At 72.4% G+C, this 22,570-nt stretch carries 24 protein-coding genes; 10 read left to right on the forward strand and 14 right to left on the reverse strand.

From position 1 onward, the window contains the following. Positions 1–292: 292 nt before the first annotated feature. Positions 293–994 carry a hypothetical protein gene (locus tag VKN16_02410; protein HME93056.1) on the forward strand — a complete coding sequence of 234 codons (702 nt, stop codon included), beginning with the start codon at positions 293–295 and terminating at the stop codon, positions 992–994. Further along, entirely contained in the window at positions 991–2,079 is a 1,089-nt protein-coding gene (locus VKN16_02415) for a mandelate racemase/muconate lactonizing enzyme family protein (protein ID HME93057.1), read from the forward strand. The genes VKN16_02410 and VKN16_02415 overlap by 4 nt, the downstream gene beginning before the upstream one ends. Positions 2,080–2,107: 28 nt before the next feature. Here the strand turns inward: VKN16_02415 and VKN16_02420 are convergent, their stop codons facing one another. The 4 genes from VKN16_02420 to msrA form a co-directional block, all read right to left on the reverse strand. Continuing rightward, the gene (locus VKN16_02420; GenBank protein HME93058.1) at positions 2,108–2,455 is read right to left on the reverse strand and encodes a hypothetical protein; all 348 of its coding nucleotides are present in this window, start codon (positions 2,453–2,455) and stop codon (positions 2,108–2,110) included. Between the two features lie 167 nt (positions 2,456–2,622). After that, entirely contained in the window at positions 2,623–2,922 is a 300-nt protein-coding gene (locus tag VKN16_02425) for a hypothetical protein (GenBank protein HME93059.1), read from the reverse strand. After that, a complete protein-coding gene (locus VKN16_02430; GenBank protein ID HME93060.1) occupies positions 2,919–4,130 on the reverse strand; it encodes a CaiB/BaiF CoA-transferase family protein in 1,212 nt (403 codons plus the stop codon). Before VKN16_02430 ends, VKN16_02425 begins: the two co-directional genes overlap by 4 nt. A 39-nt stretch (positions 4,131–4,169) precedes the next feature. Continuing rightward, positions 4,170–4,820, reverse strand: a complete 651-nt coding sequence (gene msrA, locus VKN16_02435) for a peptide-methionine (S)-S-oxide reductase MsrA (GenBank protein HME93061.1) — start codon at positions 4,818–4,820, stop codon at positions 4,170–4,172. Positions 4,821–4,895: 75 nt separating this feature from the next. Between msrA and VKN16_02440 the strand changes: the two genes are divergently transcribed. Then, positions 4,896–5,570, forward strand: coding sequence for an HAD-IA family hydrolase (locus VKN16_02440; GenBank protein HME93062.1), 675 nt, complete (start codon positions 4,896–4,898; stop codon positions 5,568–5,570). A gap of 11 nt (positions 5,571–5,581) precedes the next feature. Here the strand turns inward: VKN16_02440 and mtgA are convergent, their stop codons facing one another. Then, positions 5,582–6,298 carry a monofunctional biosynthetic peptidoglycan transglycosylase gene (mtgA, locus tag VKN16_02445; protein ID HME93063.1) on the reverse strand — a complete coding sequence of 239 codons (717 nt, stop codon included), beginning with the start codon at positions 6,296–6,298 and terminating at the stop codon, positions 5,582–5,584. Between the two features lie 23 nt (positions 6,299–6,321). Here mtgA and VKN16_02450 point away from each other — a divergent pair, with 23 nt between their 5' ends. Further along, a complete protein-coding gene (locus tag VKN16_02450) occupies positions 6,322–7,488 on the forward strand; it encodes an amidohydrolase (protein ID HME93064.1) in 1,167 nt (388 codons plus the stop codon). Next, entirely contained in the window at positions 7,485–8,789 is a 1,305-nt protein-coding gene (locus tag VKN16_02455; GenBank protein HME93065.1) for a TAXI family TRAP transporter solute-binding subunit, read from the forward strand. The genes VKN16_02450 and VKN16_02455 overlap by 4 nt, the downstream gene beginning before the upstream one ends. Here the strand turns inward: VKN16_02455 and VKN16_02460 are convergent. The 8 genes from VKN16_02460 to VKN16_02495 all read right to left on the reverse strand — a co-directional run bounded on the left by VKN16_02460 (position 8,786) and on the right by VKN16_02495 (position 16,161). Then, positions 8,786–9,439 (reverse strand): hypothetical protein, encoded by a 654-nt coding sequence (locus tag VKN16_02460; protein HME93066.1) that lies wholly within the window; start codon positions 9,437–9,439, stop codon positions 8,786–8,788. The two genes, VKN16_02455 and VKN16_02460, sit on opposite strands and share 4 nt — an antisense overlap. An 8-nt stretch (positions 9,440–9,447) precedes the next feature. Then, on the reverse strand, positions 9,448–10,302 hold the full coding sequence (locus VKN16_02465) for a hypothetical protein (GenBank protein HME93067.1): 855 nt from the start codon (positions 10,300–10,302) through the stop codon (positions 9,448–9,450). Between the two features lie 13 nt (positions 10,303–10,315). Then, positions 10,316–10,606, reverse strand: coding sequence for a hypothetical protein (locus VKN16_02470; protein HME93068.1), 291 nt, complete (start codon positions 10,604–10,606; stop codon positions 10,316–10,318). Between the two features lie 197 nt (positions 10,607–10,803). Further along, positions 10,804–11,517: an ABC transporter substrate-binding protein gene (locus tag VKN16_02475; protein ID HME93069.1), complete on the reverse strand. Its 714-nt coding sequence runs from the start codon at positions 11,515–11,517 to the stop codon at positions 10,804–10,806. 128 nt (positions 11,518–11,645) lie between these two features. Beyond that, a complete protein-coding gene (locus VKN16_02480) occupies positions 11,646–12,041 on the reverse strand; it encodes a response regulator (GenBank protein HME93070.1) in 396 nt (131 codons plus the stop codon). A 121-nt stretch (positions 12,042–12,162) separates the two neighbouring features. Beyond that, entirely contained in the window at positions 12,163–13,257 is a 1,095-nt protein-coding gene (locus VKN16_02485) for a heparan-alpha-glucosaminide N-acetyltransferase domain-containing protein (GenBank protein ID HME93071.1), read from the reverse strand. Positions 13,258–13,288: 31 nt separating this feature from the next. Beyond that, on the reverse strand, positions 13,289–14,926 hold the full coding sequence (locus tag VKN16_02490; GenBank protein HME93072.1) for a thiamine pyrophosphate-dependent enzyme: 1,638 nt from the start codon (positions 14,924–14,926) through the stop codon (positions 13,289–13,291). Positions 14,927–14,952: 26 nt separating this feature from the next. Further along, a complete protein-coding gene (locus VKN16_02495; GenBank protein ID HME93073.1) occupies positions 14,953–16,161 on the reverse strand; it encodes a CaiB/BaiF CoA-transferase family protein in 1,209 nt (402 codons plus the stop codon). A 56-nt stretch (positions 16,162–16,217) separates the two neighbouring features. Between VKN16_02495 and VKN16_02500 the strand changes: the two genes are divergently transcribed. Genes VKN16_02500 through VKN16_02515 form a run of 4 tightly spaced genes read left to right on the forward strand, consistent with a single transcriptional unit; the run spans position 16,218 to position 20,008 of the window. Next, the gene (locus VKN16_02500; protein HME93074.1) at positions 16,218–17,012 is read left to right on the forward strand and encodes an aldolase/citrate lyase family protein; all 795 of its coding nucleotides are present in this window, start codon (positions 16,218–16,220) and stop codon (positions 17,010–17,012) included. 19 nt (positions 17,013–17,031) lie between these two features. Next, positions 17,032–18,342: an ABC transporter substrate-binding protein gene (locus tag VKN16_02505; GenBank protein ID HME93075.1), complete on the forward strand. Its 1,311-nt coding sequence runs from the start codon at positions 17,032–17,034 to the stop codon at positions 18,340–18,342. After that, on the forward strand, positions 18,339–19,196 hold the full coding sequence (locus tag VKN16_02510; GenBank protein ID HME93076.1) for a sugar ABC transporter permease: 858 nt from the start codon (positions 18,339–18,341) through the stop codon (positions 19,194–19,196). Before VKN16_02505 ends, VKN16_02510 begins: the two co-directional genes overlap by 4 nt. Continuing rightward, positions 19,193–20,008 (forward strand): carbohydrate ABC transporter permease, encoded by an 816-nt coding sequence (locus tag VKN16_02515; protein HME93077.1) that lies wholly within the window; start codon positions 19,193–19,195, stop codon positions 20,006–20,008. The genes VKN16_02510 and VKN16_02515 overlap by 4 nt, the downstream gene beginning before the upstream one ends. 59 nt (positions 20,009–20,067) lie before the next feature. Here the strand turns inward: VKN16_02515 and VKN16_02520 are convergent, their stop codons facing one another. After that, the gene (locus VKN16_02520; GenBank protein HME93078.1) at positions 20,068–20,496 is read right to left on the reverse strand and encodes a YbaK/EbsC family protein; all 429 of its coding nucleotides are present in this window, start codon (positions 20,494–20,496) and stop codon (positions 20,068–20,070) included. Between the two features lie 123 nt (positions 20,497–20,619). Here VKN16_02520 and VKN16_02525 point away from each other — a divergent pair, with 123 nt between their 5' ends. Next, a complete protein-coding gene (locus VKN16_02525) occupies positions 20,620–22,539 on the forward strand; it encodes an acyl-CoA dehydrogenase family protein (GenBank protein ID HME93079.1) in 1,920 nt (639 codons plus the stop codon). The last annotated feature ends 31 nt before the right edge of the window (positions 22,540–22,570 follow it).

A 22,570-nucleotide genomic window follows, 5' to 3' on the forward strand; every position in this document is an offset into this window, starting at 1 on the left:
TCACCGACATGTACGCCAAGGCCGTCCAGGGCATGAAGGCGGAGGACGCGGTGCAGTGGGCGGACACGGAGCTGAAGAAGATCTACGGAAGCTGAGCCCGATGCCGGCGGGCTCCTGACCATCGGGGCCCGCCGCGCGTGATGTCGCCCCCGCTCCGATCTCGACCGACCGAGGCCGTCCGATCGATTCGTCCGCCCTGATCCTGCTGGCCGCGAAGATCGCGGCGTCGGCCTTCTTCGTCCTCGGCGGGACCGCGGCCGCCGAGTGGCTGGGGCCGCGGCTCGGCTCCATCGTGGGCTCGACGCCCCAGCTGGCGATCCTCTCGCTCATCTTCTTCACCATCGAGCAAGGTCCCGCGTTCGCCGCGGAGAGCGCATTCTGGACCATTCCCGGCATGGGCGCGGCGGTGCCGGTCTACCTGGGCTATCTCGCGGCGACGCGGCTGGTTCCGGCCCCGCGCCTCCGCTCGGTGGCCACCGCGGTGTCGGTCGGCACCGCCACCTTCGTGGCCGCGACGCTGCTGCTCAGCGCGCTGCCCCTCGGGCCGCTGACCGCGGTGCCGTTCGCGGCCGCGGTCTGCCTGGGCGCGGGCGTCCTCGTGCGGCACCTGCCGGACACCGCCACGCTGCGGCGCGGACCCACGTCGATCCCGCTGCTGGTGATCCGGGTGGCCGTCTCGGCCCTCACCGTGCTGGTGGTGACGTCGGTGGCGCATCTGCTCGGGCCCAAGTGGTCGGGGCTGGTGGTGGGCTTTCCGGTCAACGGCCTGCCGGTGATCGCGCTGCTGCACGCCCGCTACGGCCCCGAGGTGATCATGCCGTTCATCCGCATGTTCCCCATCGGGGCGTTCGGCATCTGTCTGTTCAACCTGGTGGCGTGGTGGACGCTGGTGCAGATCGGGCTGCCGGCCACGATCGCGCTCGCATATGCGGTGGACGTCGCGTATCTGGCGGCGGTAGCCTGGCTGCGCCGGCCTCGCCCGGTCACGACATGAAGATCCGAGACCTCCAGGCCGATCACTATCGCATCACGCTGCCGGTGGCGCTCTCCGACTCGACCCACGGGATCATCGAGGACTTCGAGCTGCTCACCGCGCGCGTGCGCGACGCCGACGGCGTCGAGGGCGTGGGCTACACCTACACGGTGGGCACCGGCGGCGCCGCGGTGCGGGCGCTGCTGGCGCGCGATCTGGCCCCGCGGCTCGCCGGCCGCGAGGCCGAGGACATCGAGGCGCTCTGGCAGCTCATGTGGTGGGCGCTGCACTACGGCGGCCGGGGCGGGGCCCAGGCGCTCGCCATCTCGGCGGTGGACATAGCGCTGTGGGATCTGCGCGCGCGGCGTCAAGGCGCGCCGCTCTGGCGCGTGCTCGGCGGGTTCGATCCGCGCGTGCCTTGCTACGCCGGCGGCATCGATCTCGAGCTGCCGCTCGACGCGCTGCTGCGCCAGACCGAGGACAACCTGGCCCGCGGGTTCCGGGCCATCAAGATGAAGGTGGGCCGGGCCGCGCTTCGGGAAGACGTCGAGCGGGTCCGGGCCATGCGCGCGCATCTAGGCCCGGATGTCCCCCTGATGGCGGATGCCAACATGCGGTGGAGCGTCGACGAGGCCATCCGCGCGGCGCGGGCGCTCCGCGATCAGGACCTGGTCTGGCTCGAGGAGCCCACGATCCCCGACGACGTGCCGGGCCACGTCCGCATCGTGCGCGAGGGCGGGGTGCCCATCGCGGCGGGGGAGAACCTCCACACCCTCCACGAGTTCCGCGCGTTGATCGCGGCCGGCGGGGTGACCTTCCCCGAGCCCGACGTCACCAGTTGCGGCGGCATCACCACGTTCATGAAGATCTGCCACCTCGCCGAGGCCTTCAATCTGCCGGTGACCTCGCACGGGGCCCACGACGTGACGGTGCACCTGCTCGCCGCCGTCCCCAATCGCTCCTATCTCGAGGCGCACGGCTTCGGACTGGACCGCTACATCGAGGTCCCGCTCCAGATCCAGGCGGGGCGCGCCATCGCCCCCGACCGGCCGGGCCACGGGGTGGTCTTCGACTGGGCCGCCCTCTCGCCGCTCCGGGTCGACTGAGTCGTCGGCGCCGAGCTCGACCCGGCCGTCAGCGGACGAACGAGGGGCTGGTCTTGTCCGCCTTCGGGGCGGGATCGATCGGACCCGGATCGGTGGGGCTCGGCAGGTGGCGCTCGATCAGTCGCCAATGCCGGACCGCGAGGAGACACGAGGCGAACGCAACCTCGGCGCGTGCGTCGGCGGCCGAGCGCTGGATGTCCACGTGCCCGGTCGTCAGGTCCACGTCCCGCACCTGGGCGTCGAATTGCGGCGACGTCTGACGCGTGTAGCTCACGCACGTGGCGACGTCGGCGCGCGACTGCTCCGCGTAGTCGGGCGGCCAGGCGTAGCCGACCGTCAACACCGCGACACTTCCGAGCACGATGGCCCTGATCATGGCTGGCTCCTCCGCGTACCGGGGGAGCAAGAGGTGGGCCAGCGGAAGAACGAGGGAATCGGGCGGATCGAGGGAGGACGGCGCGCGCCGGGTGCGTCAACGTGGAACCACCACGGAAAATTCTGCCCGGTCAGCGCAGCGGTCGCGTCAGAGCGGCGGTAGCGTCGTCAGGACAGCGCGGGCGGCTCCGGGAACTGCTGGTCCACGAGGCGATGGTTGCGGAGGCCGATCGCCTCGCGCTGGATGATCAGGGTATGGCGGGCCTCGAGGGCCCGCCGCCGCGCGTCGCGGTACCGGGCGAGCGCGGTCTCGCGCGCGATCGCCGGCGCGCGCCCGAGGTCCTCACGCAGCTCGGCGCAGAGGCGCAGCGCGGCCTCCAGGCGCTCCCCCGCGCGCCCCAGCGTGGCCGCCTTCTCCGCGAGGATCTCCTTCTCGGTCCGCTGGAGGGATTCCTCGCGGGCGTTCACGCGGGTCCCTCGATGACGCCGGCGGCGATCAGCTCCTGGATGCGCTCGTCCTTGTAGCCGAGCACATCGCGCAGCACCCGACGGGTGTGCTCGCCCACCCGGTAGGCCGCGGGCGCGCGCGGATGGGTGGGCTGGCCGTCCACGTGATAGGGGCTCGCGGTCACCCGCAGATCCTGGCGGCCCGGATGCGGCAGCACCGGGAAGAACTGGCGCACGGCCAGATGCTCCTGCGCGATGACCTCGGCCGGCCGCAGGACCGGGGCGCAGGGGATGCGGGCCTCGGTCAACGCGGCCAGCGCGGCCTCCGCGCTCGGGAAGGTATCGAGCCAGGCGGTGATGATCTGGCGAAGCGCGCGCCAGTTGTTCCGCCGGGTCAGCGACGAGGTGAAGCGCGGATCGCGGCCCAGCTCGGGCCGCTGCATGAGGCCGAGCAGCCGCTCCCACAGCCGTGGGGCGCCCACGACCTGCATGGCCATGTAGCGGTCGCCGATCTGGTGGACGATCATGCCGGGACGGGGGTTGCCGTGCTCCGCGCCGCCGTTGAGCACCGAGGCGTAGGTGACGCTGTCGGCGCCCACCAGCGCCTCCAGCATCGACACGTCGAGATGCGCGCCCCGTCCGGTGCGCGCCCGTCGCCAGAGCGCGGCCATGATGGCCCCCATCGCGTGCGCGGCGGCCAGCACGTCGGCGGCCTGCAGATTCGAGGCGCGCGGGGCGGCCTCGTCGCCCTGCTCCAGCGCCATCATCCCGGAGGCGGCGTTGATGATGTGGGCGAAGGCAGGCCGCTCCCGCCACGGACCGGTCTGGCCGAAGCCGGAGATGGAGCAGTAGACGATGTCGGGCTTCACGGCGGAGACCGCGGGATAGTCGAGGCCCAAACGGCCCACCACCCCCGGCGCGAAGTTCTCGATGAACACGTCGGCGTGCGTGGCGAGCCCCAGCACGACGTCGCGGCCCTCGGGACGGCTCAGATCCACCGCCACGCTCTCCTTGCCCGCGTTCACCCGTGCGAAGTAGGTGGACTGGTCATCGCGGCCGGGCTCGATCTGGTGCGGGTTGCGGCGCATCTCGTCGCCCTCGACGGGCCGCTCGATCTTGATGACGCGCGCGCCGAGGTCTGACAGCAGGCGCGTGCAGTAGGGGCCGGCCAGGACACGCGTGAGATCGACCACGACGAGGCCGTGCAACGGCAGGGACGAGTCGGACATTTCCCGGCGAGTATACCGTCGGACGCGGAGCGGTGCTCCCTAGGCCGACTGGACCAGTCCCGCCGGGCAGGCGACGCCGGTGCCGCCGATGCCGCAGTAGCCCCACGGGTTCTTGGCCAGATACTGCTGGTGGTAGTCCTCCGCGTAGTAGTATTCGGGCGCCGGGCGGATCTCGGTGGTGATCGGTCCGTAGCCGGCCTTGTCCAGCACGGCCTGGTACGCCTTGCGGGAGGCCTCGGCGGCGCGCTGCTGCGCATCGTCGTAGCAGTAGATCGCGGAGCGGTACTGGGTGCCCACGTCGTTGCCCTGGCGCATGCCCTGGGTCGGATCGTGGTTCTCCCAGAACGCGCGGAGCAGCGTCTCGTAGGAGACCTTGGCCGGATCGAACACCACCATCACGACCTCGGCGTGCCCGGTCGCGCCGCTGCAGACCTCCTCGTACGTCGGATTGGGCGTGTAGCCGCCGGCGTAGCCCACGGACGTCGAGTACACGCCCGGGATCTCCCAGAACTTGCGCTCCGCGCCCCAGAAGCAGCCCATGCCGAAGACCGCGCGCTCCGTGCCCGCGGGGAACGGGGGCGAGAGCCGGGCGCCGCTGACGAAGTGGCTCTCCGGGACCGGCATCTTCTCGGCGCGACCGGGAAGGGCGTCGGCCGGACCCGGCATGGCACGCTTGCGCAGACCGAACATGGGTGTTCCTCCTTGGGCTAGAGCCTACCTCAGGCGGGCCGTCGCAGCCACTCTGCTATGCTCGGAGGAGTCGACATGAGCGACAACGGCGCGGCCGCGCAATCCCGTCCGGGGACGATCCGGGCCGTCATCTTCGACATGGATGGCGTCCTCGTGGACTCCGAGCCCTTCGGCTTCGAGGCCCTGCGTCGGGTGATGACGCGTCATGGCCTGCCCTACTCGGAGGAGGAGAACGCCGAGTTCCTCGGCCGCACCACGCTCGATTCCTGCCGGATCCTGAAGGCGCGGCACGGCTTCGCCGCATCGGCCGAGACGCTGGCCGACTGGTACGTCGAGCACATGCTGGAGCAGATCGGGCGCGGACCGATCCCGATGGCCGGCGTGCCCGAGGTGCTGCGTCAGGTGCGGGCCGCGGGCTACCGCATGGCGCTGGCGTCCTCCGCGGAGGTCCGCGTGATCGAGGCCAACCTGGTCGCCCTGGCGATCCGCCCGCTCTTCGAGGCCGTCGTCTCGGGTACGCAGGTGGCCCGCGGCAAGCCCGCGCCGGACGTGTTCCTGGCCGCCGCCGACCGTCTCGCGACGCCGCCCGCGCAGTGCCTCGTCATCGAGGATTCGCGGAACGGTCTGCTGGCCGCCAAGGCCGCGGGCATGCGCTGCGCGGTCGTGCCCTGCAGCTACACCCGCGGGCAAGATCTCCGCGAGGCGGATCACCGGCTCGACGCCCTGCCCGAGCTGCTCGCGCTCCTCTAGGAGCGGCGCGCTCAGATCTGCTTCCAGAGGAACGCGGCGCGCCCCATTCGCCGCTCGATCACCGCCACGCGATGCTGGTAGGCCGCGCTGGCCGACCCGGGGCGCCAGGCGGCGGGATTCGGCAGGATCGCGGCCAGCTGAGCGGCCTCGCGTTCGTCCAGGTCCGCCGCCGGCTTGCCGAAGTAGCGCTGGCTCGCCGCGCCCACGCCGTAGATGCCCGGGCCCAGCTCGACCACGTTCAGGTACAGCTCGAGAATGCGCCGCTTGGGCAAGGTCCGCTCGAGCTGCCAGGTGAGCAGCGCCTCCTTCGTCTTGCGCAGCGGGTTGCGGGATCTGGAGAGCCACAGGTTCTTGGCCAGCTGCTGGGTGATCGTGGACGCCCCGCGCGGCAGCTCGCGGTCGCGCAGGGCGTCCTCGAGCGCGCTCTGCATCTCGTCGAGCGCGAAGCCGTGATGGCTGAAGAAGTTGACGTCCTCGGCGACCAGCACCGCCCGCTTCACCGCGGGCGAGATCGCCGCGTAGGGTGTCCACTCCCGGGCCACGCGATCCGGCCGGCCGCGGGCGCGCTGCAGGGCCCGGTACTGCTCGATGAAGGCGGTCGTCGCGGGGCGCTCGATGGCGAGGCGACGGACCGACGGCCAGGCCCAGATCTCGACGGCCAGCCATCCGGCGATCGCCAGCATCGCGATCACCGCCAGGCGCCCGGCCCACCCGCGTCGGCTGCGCATGACCCATGGTATCGTGGGGCCCCATGAACGCCCTCAAGCAGCGCGTCGCGGGCGCGGTGGATCGGCTCGGTGACGAGCTCACCGCGCTGTCGCACCGGATCCACGCGCATCCCGAGCTGGCGTTCGAGGAGACGCGGGCGAGCGGCTGGCTCCGCGAGTTCCTGGACACGCAGGGCTTCCAGGTGGAGCCGGGCGTGGGCGGCGTCGGCACCGCGTTCCGGGCGACCCTCGAGACCGGCCCGGGCCCGACCCTGGCGATCCTCTGCGAGTACGACGCGCTGCCCGGCGTCGGTCACGCCTGCGGTCACAACGTGATCGCGGCCGCGGGCGCCGGGGCGGGCGCCGCGCTCATGGCTGCGCGCGACGGCCTGCCGCCCGGACGCATCGTGGTGATCGGCACGCCGGCCGAGGAGCGGGGCGGAGGCAAGGGCGTGCTCGTGGAGGCCGGCGTCTTCCGGGACGTGGACGGGGCGATGATGATCCACGGCTTCGATCGCACGCTGCTGCATCAGGACCTGCTCGGGGTCGTCCGCGCGACGTTCGAGTGGGCGGGCAAGGCCGCGCACGCCTCGGCCGATCCGTGGGAGGGCGTCAACGCGCTGGACGCCTGCGTGCAGACGTTCAACGCGGTCAGCATGCTGCGGCAGCAGATGCGGCCGGACTGCCGCATCCACGGCGTGGTCGCGGACGGCGGCGCGGCCGCCAACATCATTCCGGAGCGCGCGGTGGCCGACTTCAACGTGCGCGGGCCGAGCCTCGCGTCGATGTGGGCCCTCTACCGCCGCGTCGTCGCGTGCGCCGAGGCGGCCGCGGTGGCGACCGGCGCGCGGCTCACGGTGACGCAGCACCGGGACGTCTACGAGCCGCTGAAGCGCAACCAGGCGCTGCTCGACGTCTTCGCGGACAACCTCGGCGCGGCCGGGCTCGGCGAGGGGCCGCCCGCGCCCGACCGTCTGGCCTCCTCGGACATCGGCAACGTGAGCCAGGTCACGCCGACGATCCACGCGTGGATCGCGATCGCTCCGCTCGGCACCGCGATCCACACCCGCGAGTTCGCGGCGGCCGCCGCGGCGCCGGGGGCGCGCGCCGGACTGCTGGCCGGGGCCAAGCTGATGGCCCTCAGCGCGGTGGACCTGCTGGCTGACCCGGCCCGGCTGGCCGCGATGAAGGAGGAGTTTCGGGGCCGGTGAAGAGCCGGTTCACGCGCTGGACCCTCGCGGTGGTGCTCACCGTCGCGGTCGTCTGGGTGAGCCTCCTCGTCATGGATCCGTTCCCGCCGCGGCGGATCATCGTCGCGACCGGCCAGCCCGACGGCACCTACGACGCGCTCGGGCGGGAGTATCAGCGGCGCTTGCGCCGCGAGGGCCTCACCGTCGAGCTGCGGCGCACCGCGGGCTCGGTCGAGAATCTGGATCTGCTCCGGCGCGGCGGGGCCGACGTGGCCTTCGTGCAGGGCGGCATCTACCAGCCCGCCGAGGATCCCCAGCAGCGCCTGCGGGGCATGGCCGCGATCTACCGCGAGCCGCTCTGGATCTTCTACCGGGGCCAGCCGATCGGCGACGGGCTCGCGTCGCTCGCGGGCCGGCGGCTCTCGATCGGGGCGCCGGGCAGCGGCACCGAGGCGGTGGCGCGCGCGCTCTTCGACGCGCTCGGGCTGTCGACGGGCGGAGCGAACGTGGAGCGCCTGACCTCGGCCGAGGCGCGCCGCGCGCTCGAGGAGGAGCGCATCGACGCCGCCTTCTTCGTGGCCTCCTACGCCGACGTCAACGTCGTCGCGCTGCTCCATCGCCCGGACGTGCACCTGCTGGGCTTCACCCGCGACGTGGCCTTCGCGCGGAACTTCCGCTATCTCACTCCGGTCCGCCTGGACCAGGGACTGCTCGACCTGAAGGTGGACCTGCCTCGCCATGAGGTCACGCTGATGGCGCCGGCGGCGTTGCTGCTCTGCCGCGAGTCCCTACATCCGCGCGTGGTCGAGCAGATCCTCACGATCGCGCGCGACGTGCACGGGGCCGGCAGCCTCATCGATACGCCCGGACGCTTCCCGACCCGCGAGGGGGTGGACGTCCCGCTGCACGACGCGGCCGACTCGTTCCTCACCCGGGGCGAGTCGCTGCTCTCCCGCGTGCTCCCGTACTGGGCGCTGCGCTGGTTCCTCCAGATGCGCCTGCTGGTCCTGCCGCTGTTCGCGGTGTGGGTGCCGCTGTTCGGGATCATGCCGATGCTGCTGAACTGGCGGGGCAACCGCGTGCTCCAGCAGCTCTACGCGGCCCTGCGCGACGCGGAGGCGGAGGTCGCCACCGCCGGCGGAGAGGCCGCGCTGCGCGACGTCATCGCGCGGATCGAGGCGCTGCGCAATCGCATCGAGGGGCTGGCCCAGCGGCTGCCCCTGAAGCACCAGCGGGATCTCTATCACTGCCGCCTGCACGTCTCGCTGGTGCTGGCGGAGGCGCGGGAGCGCCTCACCGGAATGGTGCAGCAGCCCTTCTAGCGGGGACGGACGCGCGTGGATCTGGCTCCCACGGGCACCGCGCGCGCCCGCCGCCGGCGGCCGCCCCGCCCGGTCGCGCGACGCCGGACGCGATCGCTCACGAGAATGAGTGCGAGCCCCACGCAGAACCCGCCGACCCCGATCCAGACCGTGGGGAGGTGACCGGCGAGCCGCAGGCCCATGTAGTCGACGGTGCGCTCTCCGCCGGTGCCCGCGGACCCGGCCAGCCGCGCGCCGGCCACCACGAACGACGCGAGCGCGGCCAGGGGGAGCAGCACGCCCTGGAGACCGACCACCAGGCAGGTGCGGGCGACCACGTGGCGGATCAGGGGCGCCCGGCCGATGAAGAGGATGGCCAGGACCGTGGCCATCGCCCACACGCCCCACTTGATCGGCTCGCTCATCGTGCCGGGCTTGCCCGCGTTGACGATGACCGCGATCAGCAGCAGCGACACGCCGCCCGACGCGGCGCCGCCGAGCGCGCTGGCGACCCCCTTGGCCAGGCGGATGGGCCAGTGGCGCGGTCTCGTGCTCCGCCCCGGCCTCGGAGTCAGGCGGGGCGGCTCCTTCAGCAGCAGGTTCCACAGGAGCAGGCTGGCCCCGAGATAGAACAGGAGGCCAAACAACACCAGCAGGTTGGTGCCGGGCATGCGCGCGTCTAGGGAGCCTTCCAGATCACCCGCTCGGCGGCGTCGCCGAGGGCCACGGTGGGCACGCCGCCCTGTCGCAGCAGCATCGCGACACGCTGCTTGCCGTCCCGGTCGTGCAGGCTGAGGAACGGCAGCTGGAAGTCCGAGCTGACCCGGAGCCAGAGACGTCCCTTGCCGCCGCTGTCGGTCAGGTTCAGCGTGGGCTGACCGTCGCCGGTCACCGCGAGCATCGCGCGGCCGTTGCCCTCGCCGTCGTACAGCCAGATCGCGGGCGGCCCTGCGGGCTCGAGCCCCATGGCGGTGCGGCGACGGCCGTTGCGATCGTAGAGGGTGAGGCCGGTCGCGCCCTCGGCGGTGAGGGCCAGGAGCGAGCGCGGCCGCCCGGCCTGGTCGAGCAGGGTGAGGCTCGGGCGGCCGTCGCCGTACGCGCGCAGCTCGACGCGCGGCCGATCGGCCTGGTCGAGCAGGGCGAGCTGCGCGGTGCCGTCGGCGCGCACGGTGAGCCCGGCGCGCACGCGGCCGCTGGCGCGCTCGGACAGCTCCACGCCGGCCTGTCCGTCCCGGCTGACGCTCAGGAGCGCGCGCTCCTGCTGCGTGTCGTCTGCGAGCGCGAGGGCCGCGGTGCCGTCGGGCCGCAGCCCCAGGGTGGCGCGTACGTTGCCGGCGCTGTCGCGCAGCACGAACCGCTCCGCCTCGACGGCGTTGCCCACCGGGGCGGGAGCGGTCTGGCCCATCACGAGGAGCGCGGCCAGGCCGACGACGGTCAGGGTGCCGTACCGCCGCAGGCGCCGGTTCTCGCGCTCGAGTCGGTCGATTCGGCGAGTCAGGGCATCGGTCACCGCTTCGCTTCGGGTGTCGCTCACGGTCCTGTTCCTCCTACTTCTGGTCGGTCTTCTTGTCTGTCCTCTTGTCCGGCACCGCCGCCTGCAGCGTGACCGTGTCGCCCACGATGAGGAACACCACGGTGCCGTTCGAGGCCTGGTAGGTCCATTGCTCCACCGGGCCCAGCTTGTTGACCTCGCTCGGCTTGCCCAGCGCCCGCTCGAGGTCGGCGCGCGCGGTGATCCCGCGCGACTTGTCGAGGAGATCTTCCTTGCTGCGGCTACAGCCGGTGACGAGGCCCATCGCAAGCATCCACAGCAGCACCGCCGTCATCACGCCGCGCATCGTGCGCTCCTCTCGGTCGTCGGGCCGGGGCCCCGCCGAGTCTATCAGAGTGACGAGCGGCAGCAACCGGCCGGGGGCCTTCGGGGAGGAGCAGAGGAAGGGACGCGGTGGGCCGGCGTCAGCGACCGGCGGGCGAGCGGGGGGGCGCGCACCGAGGCGGGGCCGTCCGGGCCCGCGGCTCGGGGAGACCCCGACGGCTAGGGCGTCGTCTCGGCGGGACTCTGTTCGGGGTCGGCGGCCGGCGCCGTGGGAGCGATGGACGCGGGCATCGCGGGCGCGGCGGCGGTGGGCGCCGGCGCGGGCGCCGGGCGGGCGGCCCGGGGCGCGTCCGCGTACTTGCTCTTGAGCTCGCGCACCAGCGCCGCGTACGACGAGGCGCGAATGATCTTGTCGAACTGGCCGCGATAGTTCGCCACGAAGCTCACGCCCTGAACCGCGACGTCATAGACCATCCAGCGCGAGCCGACCAGGTGCAGCCGGTAGTCCACCCCGATCTCGGTGCCGCGGCCGGTGACGATCTTGGAGCGGACCGTCGCGAACTCGGCATCGACCGTCTCGCCCAGGTACACGATCTGCTCGCCCGTATAACCTTCGAGCCGGCCGATGTAGGCGCGGCCCAGCAGCTGCTTGAACACCGCCACGAACTCGCTCTGCTCCTGCGGGGAGCGCTCGCGCCAGTGCAGGGCCAGCGCCCGGCGGGCCATCTCCGGGAAGTCGAAGAGGCGGTCGGCGATGCGCTGCACCTCCGCGCGTCGCCGCTCCTGGCTGATTGGTGCAGCTAGCTGTGAGTCCTGCACGATCTGCAGCACCCGGTCGGTCGCGCTCTGCACCACCTGGAGCGGGGCCGCGTCCGGCTGAGTAGCGCCACCGCCGGCCGCGAGCATGAGCCACATCGCGAGGGCTTTCTGCATGGCCGCATGGGGAGCATGGCCCATGCCACGCAGTGCCGCCGCCAAGCGTCAGATTTCGTGAAGGTCGGCGCACCGGCCGCGACGCGGATTCGTCAGCGGCGGGACGTTCGTCAGGAGCCCGACGGGGTTCAGGGGAGCGAGATGGAGAGTGTCTCCCGCGCGACGCGTTGCAGCTCGGTCAGGTCGAACGGCTTGGTGAGCACCGGCACTGGCACGTCGCCGATGACGCCCGAGCCGTCGGCGTACTCCGACGCGCCGGTGATGAAGACGAGGCGCCGGAGCAGATCCGGCCGCTCCTGCTCGAGCTCGTGATAGAAGCCGAAGCCGTCGAGCTCGGGCATCCGCAGATCGCTCAGGATGAGATCGTAGTCCCGGCCGGCGATCCGCTCGAGGGCCACGATGCCGTTCGGGGCGGTGTCGACCTCGTAGCCTTCGCCGCCCAGCATGTCGGCGATGAGCCGGGCGATGATCGTCTCGTCGTCCACGACGAGAACCTGCGGGCGACGGGCCGGGCGCTCGGGCATGCTCTCGTGGTCAGCAAGAGCCGCGCCAGACATCATTCGCCGTGAAATCGTCCGCTTGCCGGGCAGACGCCCGCCCGCGGCACACAAATCGTCAGCGCCTCGTCCCGGAATGAGCAGCGACTCAGCGCCAGGCCGGCTGCAGGCGGCGCGAGGCCGCGCCGCGGATGCCGAGCCAGAGCTTTCCCAGGAACACGAGGAGGACCATGAGGACCGCATTGGCCAGCGAGTACTGCCACCAGTCGTTGAGCTTCCAGCCGAGCCATTCGCTGGTGAGGGAGAAGACGATGAAGTGGTGGAGGAAGTAGAGCATGAGCGAGGTGCGCCCGAGGATCACGAGCCAGCCCGCGGGCAGTCGGCGCACCTCGACCAGGTAGTAGGCGAGGCCGAGAGCGCAGAACACGGCCCCGAAGCCCAGCAGATTGGTGACCCCGCGCGGGGTCCAGTGATTGTTCAAGATGAAATCGCGCTTGAAGGCGAGCGAGAGATGGACCGGCGTGCCGTGCGCGGCGTCCCAGGCCGCGAAGGCGAGCAGGAGCGCGACGCCGGCGCCACTCATGAGCCAGAGATAGCGCGCGCGCCGCTGCGCGGTCTCCTGGTGGGCCCACGCCCAGCCGAGGACGAGGCCGACCCAGACCAGCGAGATCCACGGCCACGGCGGGAACTCGAAGAAGAGGGTCCGACCGATCACCGGATGGGCGGGCAGCCAGCCGACGAGCGCCGGGAACGAGACCGAGAACAGCACGTACAGCCCGATCGCCACCGCGAGCAGCGCGTAGCGGGCAACCCGGTGATGGAGCAGCCGCATCGGCGGGAAGCCGAAGATGATGCCGAGGCCGATGGTCTGCAGCACGCCGCCTTCCCAGAAAGGCTCGTCGCGGAATACCAGGAAGTTCAGGAGCCACGAGGCGAGCACGAGCCGCGCCCCGCGCTGGAGGAACTTGGCGGCGACTCCGCGGTCCATCGACGCGCCGCCGCCCGCGGCGGCCCGCCGCGCGTAGGACAGCGGCAGGCAGAAGCCCACCAGGAACAGGAAGAGCGGCGCGCCGACCGCCATGCTCGTGTAGATCAGGTTGTAGCGCGGCCAGCCCATGGTGCCGTCCTGCCACCAGCGCCCGGTGTGGTTGACGATCATCAGCACCAGCGCGAAGCCCCGCACCGCGTCCAGGAACTGCAGACGCTCCGCCGGGGCGCGCTCCACGAGGGCCGGCGCCGCCATGGCTCCCGCTCCTTCGTCCGAGCCGCTCCGGTTACCGCGGGACCTTGACCGGGCTCCGCCGCGGGGTGAAGAACTTCGGCCGATCCATCCGCCCCACCGGTACCTCCACCAGGGCCGGCCGGTCTCGGTCGATCGCCTCGCGGACCAGCCGTCCGACCTGCGTCGGCTCGGTGGCGCGCAGGCCGAGCACGCCGAAGGCGTCGGCCAGCTTCATGAAGTCGGGGTTGGCCAGCTCGGCCCCGTACTGTCCGCCCCAGGATTCGTCGAGGTCGCGCGCCACGTTGCCGTACGAGCCGTCGTTGAAGACCACCGCGACCACGTTGATGCGGTGGCGCACCGCGGTCGACAGCTCCTGGGCGTTGAAGAGAAAGCCCCCGTCGCCCGACACCGACACCACCGGCCGATCCGGGCGCGCCACCTTGGCGCCGAGCGCCACCGGGTAGGCGTAGCCCAGGTTGCCGGAGTACGACGACGACAGGTACGTGCGCGGCTCGTACACCGGCCAGAACGGCCGCGAGTAGTAGCCGATCTGGGTCATGCCCGCGACCAGGATGGCGCGCTCGGGCATGCCCGCGCGCAGCGACCGGAGGATCGACGCGTTGGGCTCCATCGTGTCGTCGGCGGCGATGCGCGCGCGCAGCGCCTCGTGCTCGGCCTTGCGCGAGGCGCGGGGCGAGAACGCGGCGCGCAGCCGCTCGAGCAACGCCTCGAGCGTGGCCCGCGCGTCGCCGACCAAACCCAGGGTGTCCGGGTGGCTGCGGCCGATCTCACGCTCGTCGGCGTCGATCTGGACGATGCGGGTGCCGGGCTTGAACGACACGGTCGCGAGACGGCTGCCCACCGCCAGCACCACGTCGGCCTCGTGGATGTGCGCGCGCAGCGGCGACTCGCGCCAGAACGCGGCGCCCAGCGAGAGCGGGTTGTGATCGCTCACCGCGCCCTTGCCCTCGGCGGACTGGGCCACTCCGGCCTGCAGGTGCTCGGCCACCGCGGCGAGGGCGTCGTGGGCTCCGGAGAGATGGACGCCGCCGCCCGCGTAGATCAGCGGAGCCCGCGCGGCGAGCAGCAGCTCGGCCGCCCGATCGATGTCCCGCGCGGCCGCGGCGGGCCGCTCGATCTCGGCGGGCGGCAGCAGCTCGGCCAGGCCCTCGTCCTCCATGGTCTCGGGCGGCATCTCGATCTCGACCGGGCGCGGCCGTCCCGAGCGGAGCTGCCGCGCCGCCTCGCGAACCGCGGCGGGCACGTCGGCCACCGCGAGGATCCGCCGCCGCCACTTGGTGACCGGGGCGATGCAGTCCTGCTGATCGTTGACCTCGTGGAGGAGGCCGATGTCCCGGCCGATGCTGTCGCGGGGGATCTGACCGGAGAGCATCAGCACCGGGGAGGAGGCGGAGTACGCGGTGGAGAGGCCGGACAACGTATTGAGAAGCCCTGGTCCGGGCACCACCAGCGCGGTGCCGAAGTCGCCGCCCGCGCGCGCGTAGCCGTCCGCCATGAAGCTGGTGGCCTGCTCGTGGCGCGTGGTGATGAAGCGGATGCGCGGCTCGTCCCGCAGCGCGGCCATCACGCCGTAGAGCTGGACGCCGGGCAGCCCGAAGACCACCCGCACGCCCTCGTTGTAGAGCGAGCGCACGAGCGCCTCGCCGCCGGTCATGGGTGTCGCCGCCATGGTCGCTGCCTCCTCCCGGCTGCGCCTCAGGGCGCCTCGATGGCGCCGGCCTGGGCCAGCTCGTCGATGTCGCGGTCCTTGTAGCCCAGCAGCTGCGTGAGCACCGTGCGGGTGTGCTCGCCGACCCGATACGGGGCGGCGCCGGCCGGCGCGGTGGCCCGGCCGTCGATCTGGAACGGAGTGGCGGTCACGCGCACCTCGCCGCGCCCCGGGTGCGGGACGGTGGGGAAGGCACCGCGCGCCTTCAGGTGCGCGTGCTCGGCGACCTCCTGCGGCATGAGCACCGCCGCCGCGGGAATGCGCGCGCCGCGCAGCGCGTCCAGCGCCTCGTCCACGCTGGCGAACCGCGCGAGCCACTCCCCGATGATGTCGCGCAGCGCGGGCCAGTGGCGCCGGCGCTGATCCGGCGTCGCGAAGCGCGGGTCGGTGGCCAGGTCGGGCCGGTCGAGCAGCGCCTGCAGGCGCGGCCACAGCGCGGCCGCCCCGCCGGTCTGGAGCGCCAAGTGACGCCCGCCGACCGCGAAGACGCCCATGGCCGGCCGGGGCGAGCCCTGCGACTCGCCGCCGTTGAGCACCGCGGCGTACGAGACGTCGTCGGCCGCGATGAGCGCCTCCAGCATCGAGACGTCCAGGTACGCGCCCTGCCCGGTGCGGTCGCGGCGGCGCAGGGCGGCCAGGATGGCCCCGAAGGCGTGGGTGCCCGCCAGCACGTCGGCGGCCTGGAGGTTCGACGCGCGCGGGGCGTCCAGATCGCCCTGGTCGAGGTGCATCATCCCGGACGCCGCGTTGATGATGTGGGCGAAGGCCTGCCGCTCGCGCCACGGGCCGGTCTGACCGAAGCCGGAGATCGAGCAGTAGACGAGGTCGGGCTTGATCGCGGCCATCGCGCCGTAGCCGAGGCCGAGCTTGTCCGCCACCCCGGGGGCGAAGTTCTCCACGAAGACGTCGGCCACGCGGCAGAGATCCGCGATCACCCCGCGGCCCTGCGGGTGGCTCAGATCGACCGCCACGCTCTGCTTGCCCACGTTGATGCGGATGAAGTAGGTGGACTGATCGGCGCGGCCGGGCTCGACTTGCAGGTGGTTCTTCCGCATGTCGTCGCCCTCGCCAGGGCGCTCGATCTTGACGACGCGCGCGCCGAGGTCGGCGAGCAGGCGCGTGCAGTAGGGGCCGGCGAGCACGCGGGTGAGATCGAGGATCACGAGGTCGGCGAGGGGACCGGCGACGTCGGGCACCGGCAGAGTATAGCGCGCGGATTGACGGGGCGCATCCGCCCCCCTAGACTCGCCGCATGCGACGCAATCGACTGCGTGAGCGGCTGCGGGCGGGCCGGCCCTCGCTCGGCACGCACGTCCACTCCGCGTGGCCGGCGGTGGTGGAGCTGGTCGGCCACACCGGCCTCTTCGACTACGTGGAGTTCGTGGGCGAGTACGCGCCCTACGATCTCTTCGCCCTCGAGAACCTCGCGCGGGCGGTGGACACCTTCGACCACATGACCGCGATGTTCAAGGTCGAGCAGCAGCCGCGCACGTATCTGGCCGTGCGCGCGATCGGGGCGGGGATCCAGAACCTGCTCTTCGCAGACCCGCGGACCCCCGAGGATGTGCGCGAATGCGTGCGCAGCGTGCGGGCGGAGACGCCGGAGGCCGGCGGCCTCCACGGCGTCGGCATGCGCCGCGACGTCGGCTACGTGGTCGACGTGGGCTCGCCCGCGTTTGTCCAGGCCCTCGACGACGCGGTGGTGGCGATCATGATCGAGAAGGCCTCCGCGGTGGACAACCTAGAGGCGCTGCTGTCGGTCCCGGGCGTGGACATGGTGCAGTTCGGGCCCGCCGACTACTCGATGAGCATCGGCCTCGCCGGGCAGTGGAATCATCCGCGCGTCGTCGAGGCGGAGCGTCACGTGATCAAGACGGCCCTGGCCATGGGCATCGCCCCGCGCGCGGAGATCTCGCATCCGAGCGAGGCGAAGGCCTATCTCGACCTCGGCGTCCGCCACTTCTGCATGGGCTGGGACGTGAGCATCCTGTTCGACTGGCTCAGGAGCGAGGGCCGCGCCCTGCGCGATCTGCTCGGCGCGGGCTGACCCGCCGAGCCACCCGACCATGATCCCCGGCCCGGGGCGCTCCGTCGTCTCGCTCGGCCGCCCGACCCTCCTGCTCCTGCTCGCCCTCGGCCTGCTGTCGAGCGGCTGCGGCGAGCGCCCGGCCGCCGGGGCCCCGGTGACCCTGGTCTTCAAGCACGCCAAGATCCTCGGCCCGAGCGATCCGGTGCCCGGTCTGCTGCGGCGCTTCGAGGCGGAGCATCCGGGCGTGCGCGTGGTCAGCGAGGCGCTGACCTGGAGCAGCGACGAGCAGCACCAGTTCTACGTGATCAACCTCGAAGGTGGCACGCCGCCCTTCGACGTGATGATGCTCGACGTGATCTGGGTGCCCGAGTTCGCGCGGGCGGGCTGGATCCTGGAGCTCACGCCCTTCGTCCCGCCGGCCGAGATCGACGCGCATTTTCCCTCGGCCATCGAGCCCGCGCGGGAGAACGGTCGCCTCTGGGCCCTGCCGTGGTTCATGAACGTGGGCTTGCTCTACTACCGGAGCGATCTGCTCGCCCGCTACGGCTTCGCGCCGCCCCGCACCTACGACGCGCTCGTCGAGCAGGTCCGCCACATCCGCGCGCGGGAGAGCGACGCGCGCCTCGACGGCTATCTCTGGCAGGGCAAGCAATACGAAGGCGGCATGGTCAACGTGCTGGAAGCGCTGTGGGCCAACGGGGCGCGGCTCCTGGACGACGCGGGCCGCCCCTTCCCGGACCGGGAGCGCGCGCGCGAGTCGCTCGCGTTCCTGCGCGGGCTCATCGAGAGCGGGATCAGCCCCGCGTGGGTGACCGCGGCCGACGAGGAGCTGACGCGCCGCCCCTTCGGCGACGGCCGGGCCATCTTCCTCCGGAGCTGGCCGTACGCGCTCGACCTCTTCGAGCTGCCGGACTCGCGGGTGCGCGGCAAGGTCGGGGTGACCGCGCTGCCGCGCCTCGCCCACGGCCCGGTGGGCGCCGCCTCGACCGGCGGGGCCCATCTCGCGGTGAGCGCGGGGAGTCGGCATCCGGCCCTCGCGGTGGAGCTGGTCCGCTTCCTCACGAGCGAGGCCGCCCAGCGCGCGATGACCGAGGGGGCGGCGCTGCGGCCCTCGCGCCCGGCCCTCTATCACGACCCCGCGCTGGTCGCGCGCGACCCGAGCCTGCCCGCGCTGCTCGGCCTGACCGAGCGGGGGCACCCGCGCCCGATCACGCCGTACTACCTGATGCTGTCGACCACGCTGCAGCCCGAGTTCTCCGCGGTGCTGGTGGGCCGCAAGTCGCCCGAGCGGGCCATCGCGGACGCGTCGGTCCAGATCGATCACCTGCGGCGGGCCATCCGCCCGTGACCGATCGCCGCCTCGGCTGGCTCCTGCTCGCGCCCGCGCTGGCGGTCCTGGGCGGGCTCACCGTGTATCCGGCGCTCTGGGTGATCTGGCTCTCGCTGCACTACCGCATTCCGGTGTTCTCGATCTCGCGCTGGGCCGGCCTCGATCACTACGCGTTCCTCGCGGTGGACCCCCGCTTCTGGAGCGCGGCGTGGGTGACCGCGGTCTTCGCGGTGGTCTCGGTCGCGTTGGAGTGCGCGCTCGGCCTGGCCATCGCGCTCGGCCTGCGCGGCCAGCGCCGCGCGCGCCGGGTCGCGCTCGGGCTCCTGCTCCTGGCCTGGGCCCTGCCGTCGGTGGTGACCGCAAAGATGTTCGAGTGGCTCTACCATCCGGCGGGCGGCCTCGTGAACTTCATGCTCGGCGGCCGGCTCATCAACTGGCTGGGCGACCCCGCCCTGGCCCTGCCGGCGCTGATCGGGGCCGACGTGTGGCGCTCCAGCCCGTTCGTGGCGCTGCTCTGCTACGCGCGCCTGCTCACCATCCCCGGCGAGTTGTACGAGGCCGCCCACGTGGACGGCGCGGCGGGCTGGCAATCGTTCGCGCGGATCACGTGGCCGCTGGTGCGCCCCCTCCTGCTGGTTGCGTTGCTCTTCCGGACGCTCGACGCCCTGCGGGCCTTCGACATCATGTTCGTGCTCACCGGCGGCGGGCCCGCCGGGAGCACCGAGACCCTCACGGTCTACGCCTACCGCTCGCTCTTCCAGACGCTGCAGGTGGGCTTCGGCTCGGCGATCGGGGTCGTCGTGTTCGCGCTGGTCATGCTGGTGGCGGTGGCCTACCTGCGGCTGATCGACGCCGAGGAGCGTCCCGCGTGAGGTCGGGCCGCCGGCGCGACGGCCTCGTGCTGGTCGCCCTCGCCCTCTATGCCGCGCCCTTCTTCTGGCAGGCCTTGACCTCGCTGCGCCCGGACGCCGAGCTGCTGCCGCTGACGCACCTCTGGCCGAGTCGGCTCACCCTCGTCCATTACGACGCGGTGCTGCGCCAGAGCATGATGCCGCGCGCGCTGCTGAACAGCTTCGGCATCGCCCTGCTCAGCACCGCGCTCGCGGTGGGGCTCGGCGCGCTCGCCGCCTACGCGCTGGCCCGGCTGCCGGTGCCGGGCCGCCGCGTCATCCTGCTCGGCATGATCGCGGCCACCGCGTTTCCGCAGATCGCCACCGTGAGCCCGCTCTACCTGCTGCTGCGCGCCCTCGGTCTCCGCGATACGTGGCTCGCGCTGGTGCTGGCCGACGCGTCGTTCACCCTGCCGCTGGTGATCTGGCTGCTCGCCGGGTTCATCCGGGAGATTCCGCGGGCCCTCGAGGAGGCGGGCGCGGTGGACGGCGCCGGCCGGCTCGGCGTCCTGCGCTGGGTCGTGCTGCCCCTGGTCGCGCCGGGCATGGCCTCGGCGGGGCTACTGGCCTTCCTGTTCTCCTGGAACGAGTTCCTCTTCGCCTACAGCTTCACGGCCAGCGAGGCGAGCCGGACCGTGCCGGTGGCGCTGGCGCTCTTCCCGGGCGTGTTCGAGGTGCCCTGGGGCGACATCGCGGCTGCGTCACTGCTGGCCAGCCTGCCGCCGATCGTCATCGTGGTCGCCTTCCAGCGCTACCTGGTACGCGGCCTCCTCGCGGGCGCGCTCCGGGAGTAGCTCGGTGGCGAGACCGAGCTCGGTGACGACGGCCGGACCCAGGTCACCCCGGGCTGCGGCTACGGCTCGGGAGCCAGCCCCGGGACCACCGAGGCGTTGGGCAGCGCGCGAAAGACCTCGGGCGCGATCTTCACCTTGAGCGACCGGCTGCCTCCGCCCAGGATGATCCAGGGCAGGGGCATCAGGCCCTCGTCGACGTAGATCGGCAGGTCCGGGGGCAGCGCGAACACGGTCACCCCGCCCAGCATCATGCCGGTGAGGGCGCGCGTCTCCTCCGGATCGGCGAAGGATAGGCGGGAGACGCCCAGCAGCTTGCGCACGGTGTGATTGACGTCCACCCGCTTCGTGGCCCGCACCACGCAGGCGCAGTAGCGCTTCGGCTCCTTCTTGGAGCCGACGATGATGGTGTTGGCCGACTGCTCCATCGGATAGCCGTACTGCGCGCAGAAGGCCGCGGTGTCGGCGTACTGGGGGTCGATCTCGACCATCTCGTGAGCCAGGCCGAGGCCCGCGAGTGTCTGGCGAACGCGCTGCTCGATCAGATCGTCGGCGATGATGGATCCTCCGAAGGGAGAATACCGCCGGCTGGGCGCATCCGCTAGAATGGAAGGATGGAGACACACGAGACGCAGGCGGCGAGCGAGTCGGAGTCCCGACGGGTAGCCGAGCAGTCGCGTCAGGAGGCCTGGGAGGGCCGCGGCTTCCTGCGCGAGCTCTTCCTGGGCCGCCTGGCCCTCGATCTCATCCATCCGTTCCCGGACGCGGGCAAGGAGCGACCGGAGTTCGCGCGCTTCGTCGACGGCCTGCGCACGTTTCTCCGGGAGGAGGTCGATCCGGTCGTGATCGACCGGAGCGGCGAGTACCCGCCGCCGGTGCTGGACGGGCTGCGCCGCCTCGGCGCCTTCGGCATGAAGATTTCGAAGGAGTACGGCGGCCTCGGCTTCACCGTCTCCGAGTACTGTCGGGCCATGGAGCTGGTCGGCAGCTACGACGGCAACATCGCCGCGGTGCTCTCGGCGCACCAGTCGATCGGAGTGCCCCAGCCGCTGAAGCTCTTCGGCACCGACGCCCAGAAGGCGCGCTATCTGCCCCGCTGCGCGGCCGGGGCGATCTCGGCGTTCGCCTTGACCGAGCCCGGCGTGGGCTCCGACCCGGCGAGCCTCTCGACCACCGCGGAGCGCCAGGGCGATCACTACGTGCTCAACGGCGAGAAGCTCTGGTGCACCAACGGCACCATCGCCGAGCTGCTGGTGGTGATGGCGCGCGATCCCCAGACGCGCCGGATCAGCGCGTTCATCGTCGAGACCGGGTGGGAGGGCGTGCAGGTCGAGTACCGCTGCCGCTTCATGGGGCTCCGCGCCCTCGCCAACGGGATCATCACCTTCCGCAACGTGCGGGTGCCGCGCGAGAATCTCATCGGCCGCGAGGGGCAGGGGCTGAAGATCGCGCTGGTCACGCTCAACACCGGCCGGCTCACACTGCCCGCGGTGTGCGCGGGCGTGGCCAAGCGCTGCCTCGAGATCTGCCGTGGCTGGGCGGCCGCCCGCGTGCAGTGGGGGGCGCCGATCTGGAAGCACGAGGTGATCGGCCAGCGCATCGCCGACATGGCGGCCACCGGCTTCGCGATGGACTCGGTGGCGCGCCTCGCCGCCGCGATGGCCGACCGCGGCGGCTACGACATCCGGCTGGAGGCGGCCGCGGCCAAGGAGTGGAACACGGTGCGCGCCTGGGAGCTGGCCGACCAGACCCTGCAGATTCGCGGCGGGCGCGGCTACGAGACCGAGTCGTCGCTGGCCGGCCGCGGCGAGGCCCCGATCGGCGTCGAGCGCATGATGCGCGACCTGCGCATCAACCTGATCTTCGAGGGCTCGAGCGAGATCATGCATCTGTTCATGGCCCGCGAGGCGGTGGACAAGCACCTGGAGGTCGCGGGCGCCCTCATCGATCCCCGTCGCGCCGCGGCGGAGAAGCGCGCGGCGCTGCCCGGGGTGGCCGCCTTCTACGCCCGCTGGTACCCCATGCTCTGGCTGCGCGGCCTGGCCGCGCCCGGTCGCTTCGGCGAGTTCGGAGCGCTGGCGCGCCACCTGCGCTTCGTGGAGCGCAGCGCCCGGCGCCTCGCCCGGGCCAGCTTCCACGGCATGCTGCTCTACCGCGCCCGCATGGAGCGCAAGCAGGCGTTCCTCTTCCGCAGCGTGGACATCGTCATGGAGCTGTTCGCGATGGCCGCCGCGGTCACCCACGCGGCCCGGCTGGCCGACGGCCGGTATCCGGAGGCCGAGCGCGCGCGCGAGCTGGCCGATCTGTTCTGCCGGAACGCGGAGCGCAAGGTGCGGCGGCTCTTCGCCGATCTCTGGCGCAACGACGACGCGCTCAAGAACCGGCTGGCCGCGTCGGTCATGGAGGGCGGGCACGCCTGGCTCGAGCGCGGCATTCTCCCGCTCGGCTTCTCGCCGGCCGACTTCCGGCCCCGCCCGTACACCCCGCCCGCGGCGGCGCCCGAGCCCGAGCGCGTCCCCGCCGCGCGCGGCTGATCGCCGGCCCCTCTCGGCGGACTCGGGGTAC

The sequence above is a fragment of the Candidatus Methylomirabilota bacterium genome, assembly GCA_035315345.1.
In the GTDB taxonomy this organism is placed as follows: domain Bacteria; phylum Methylomirabilota; class Methylomirabilia; order Rokubacteriales; family CSP1-6; genus CAMLFJ01.

Bases quoted from the DNA above. Each gene is read 5' to 3' on its own strand.
- VKN16_02415 (HME93057.1), top strand. From the start codon at position 991: ATGAAGATCCGAGACCTCCAGGCCGATCACTATCGCATCACGCTGCCG.
- VKN16_02420 (HME93058.1), bottom strand. From the start codon at position 2,455: ATGATCAGGGCCATCGTGCTCGGAAGTGTCGCGGTGTTGACGGTCGGC.
- VKN16_02430 (HME93060.1), bottom strand. From the start codon at position 4,130: ATGTCCGACTCGTCCCTGCCGTTGCACGGCCTCGTCGTGGTCGATCTC.
- msrA (HME93061.1), bottom strand. From the start codon at position 4,820: ATGTTCGGTCTGCGCAAGCGTGCCATGCCGGGTCCGGCCGACGCCCTT.
- VKN16_02440 (HME93062.1), top strand. From the start codon at position 4,896: ATGAGCGACAACGGCGCGGCCGCGCAATCCCGTCCGGGGACGATCCGG.
- mtgA (HME93063.1), bottom strand. From the start codon at position 6,298: ATGCGCAGCCGACGCGGGTGGGCCGGGCGCCTGGCGGTGATCGCGATG.
- VKN16_02450 (HME93064.1), top strand. From the start codon at position 6,322: ATGAACGCCCTCAAGCAGCGCGTCGCGGGCGCGGTGGATCGGCTCGGT.
- VKN16_02460 (HME93066.1), bottom strand. From the start codon at position 9,439: ATGCCCGGCACCAACCTGCTGGTGTTGTTTGGCCTCCTGTTCTATCTC.
- VKN16_02470 (HME93068.1), bottom strand. From the start codon at position 10,606: ATGCGCGGCGTGATGACGGCGGTGCTGCTGTGGATGCTTGCGATGGGC.
- VKN16_02475 (HME93069.1), bottom strand. From the start codon at position 11,517: ATGCAGAAAGCCCTCGCGATGTGGCTCATGCTCGCGGCCGGCGGTGGC.
- VKN16_02480 (HME93070.1), bottom strand. From the start codon at position 12,041: ATGCCCGAGCGCCCGGCCCGTCGCCCGCAGGTTCTCGTCGTGGACGAC.
- VKN16_02485 (HME93071.1), bottom strand. From the start codon at position 13,257: ATGGCGGCGCCGGCCCTCGTGGAGCGCGCCCCGGCGGAGCGTCTGCAG.
- VKN16_02490 (HME93072.1), bottom strand. From the start codon at position 14,926: ATGGCGGCGACACCCATGACCGGCGGCGAGGCGCTCGTGCGCTCGCTC.
- VKN16_02500 (HME93074.1), top strand. From the start codon at position 16,218: ATGCGACGCAATCGACTGCGTGAGCGGCTGCGGGCGGGCCGGCCCTCG.
- VKN16_02505 (HME93075.1), top strand. From the start codon at position 17,032: ATGATCCCCGGCCCGGGGCGCTCCGTCGTCTCGCTCGGCCGCCCGACC.
- VKN16_02520 (HME93078.1), bottom strand. From the start codon at position 20,496: ATGGTCGAGATCGACCCCCAGTACGCCGACACCGCGGCCTTCTGCGCG.
- VKN16_02525 (HME93079.1), top strand. From the start codon at position 20,620: ATGGAGACACACGAGACGCAGGCGGCGAGCGAGTCGGAGTCCCGACGG.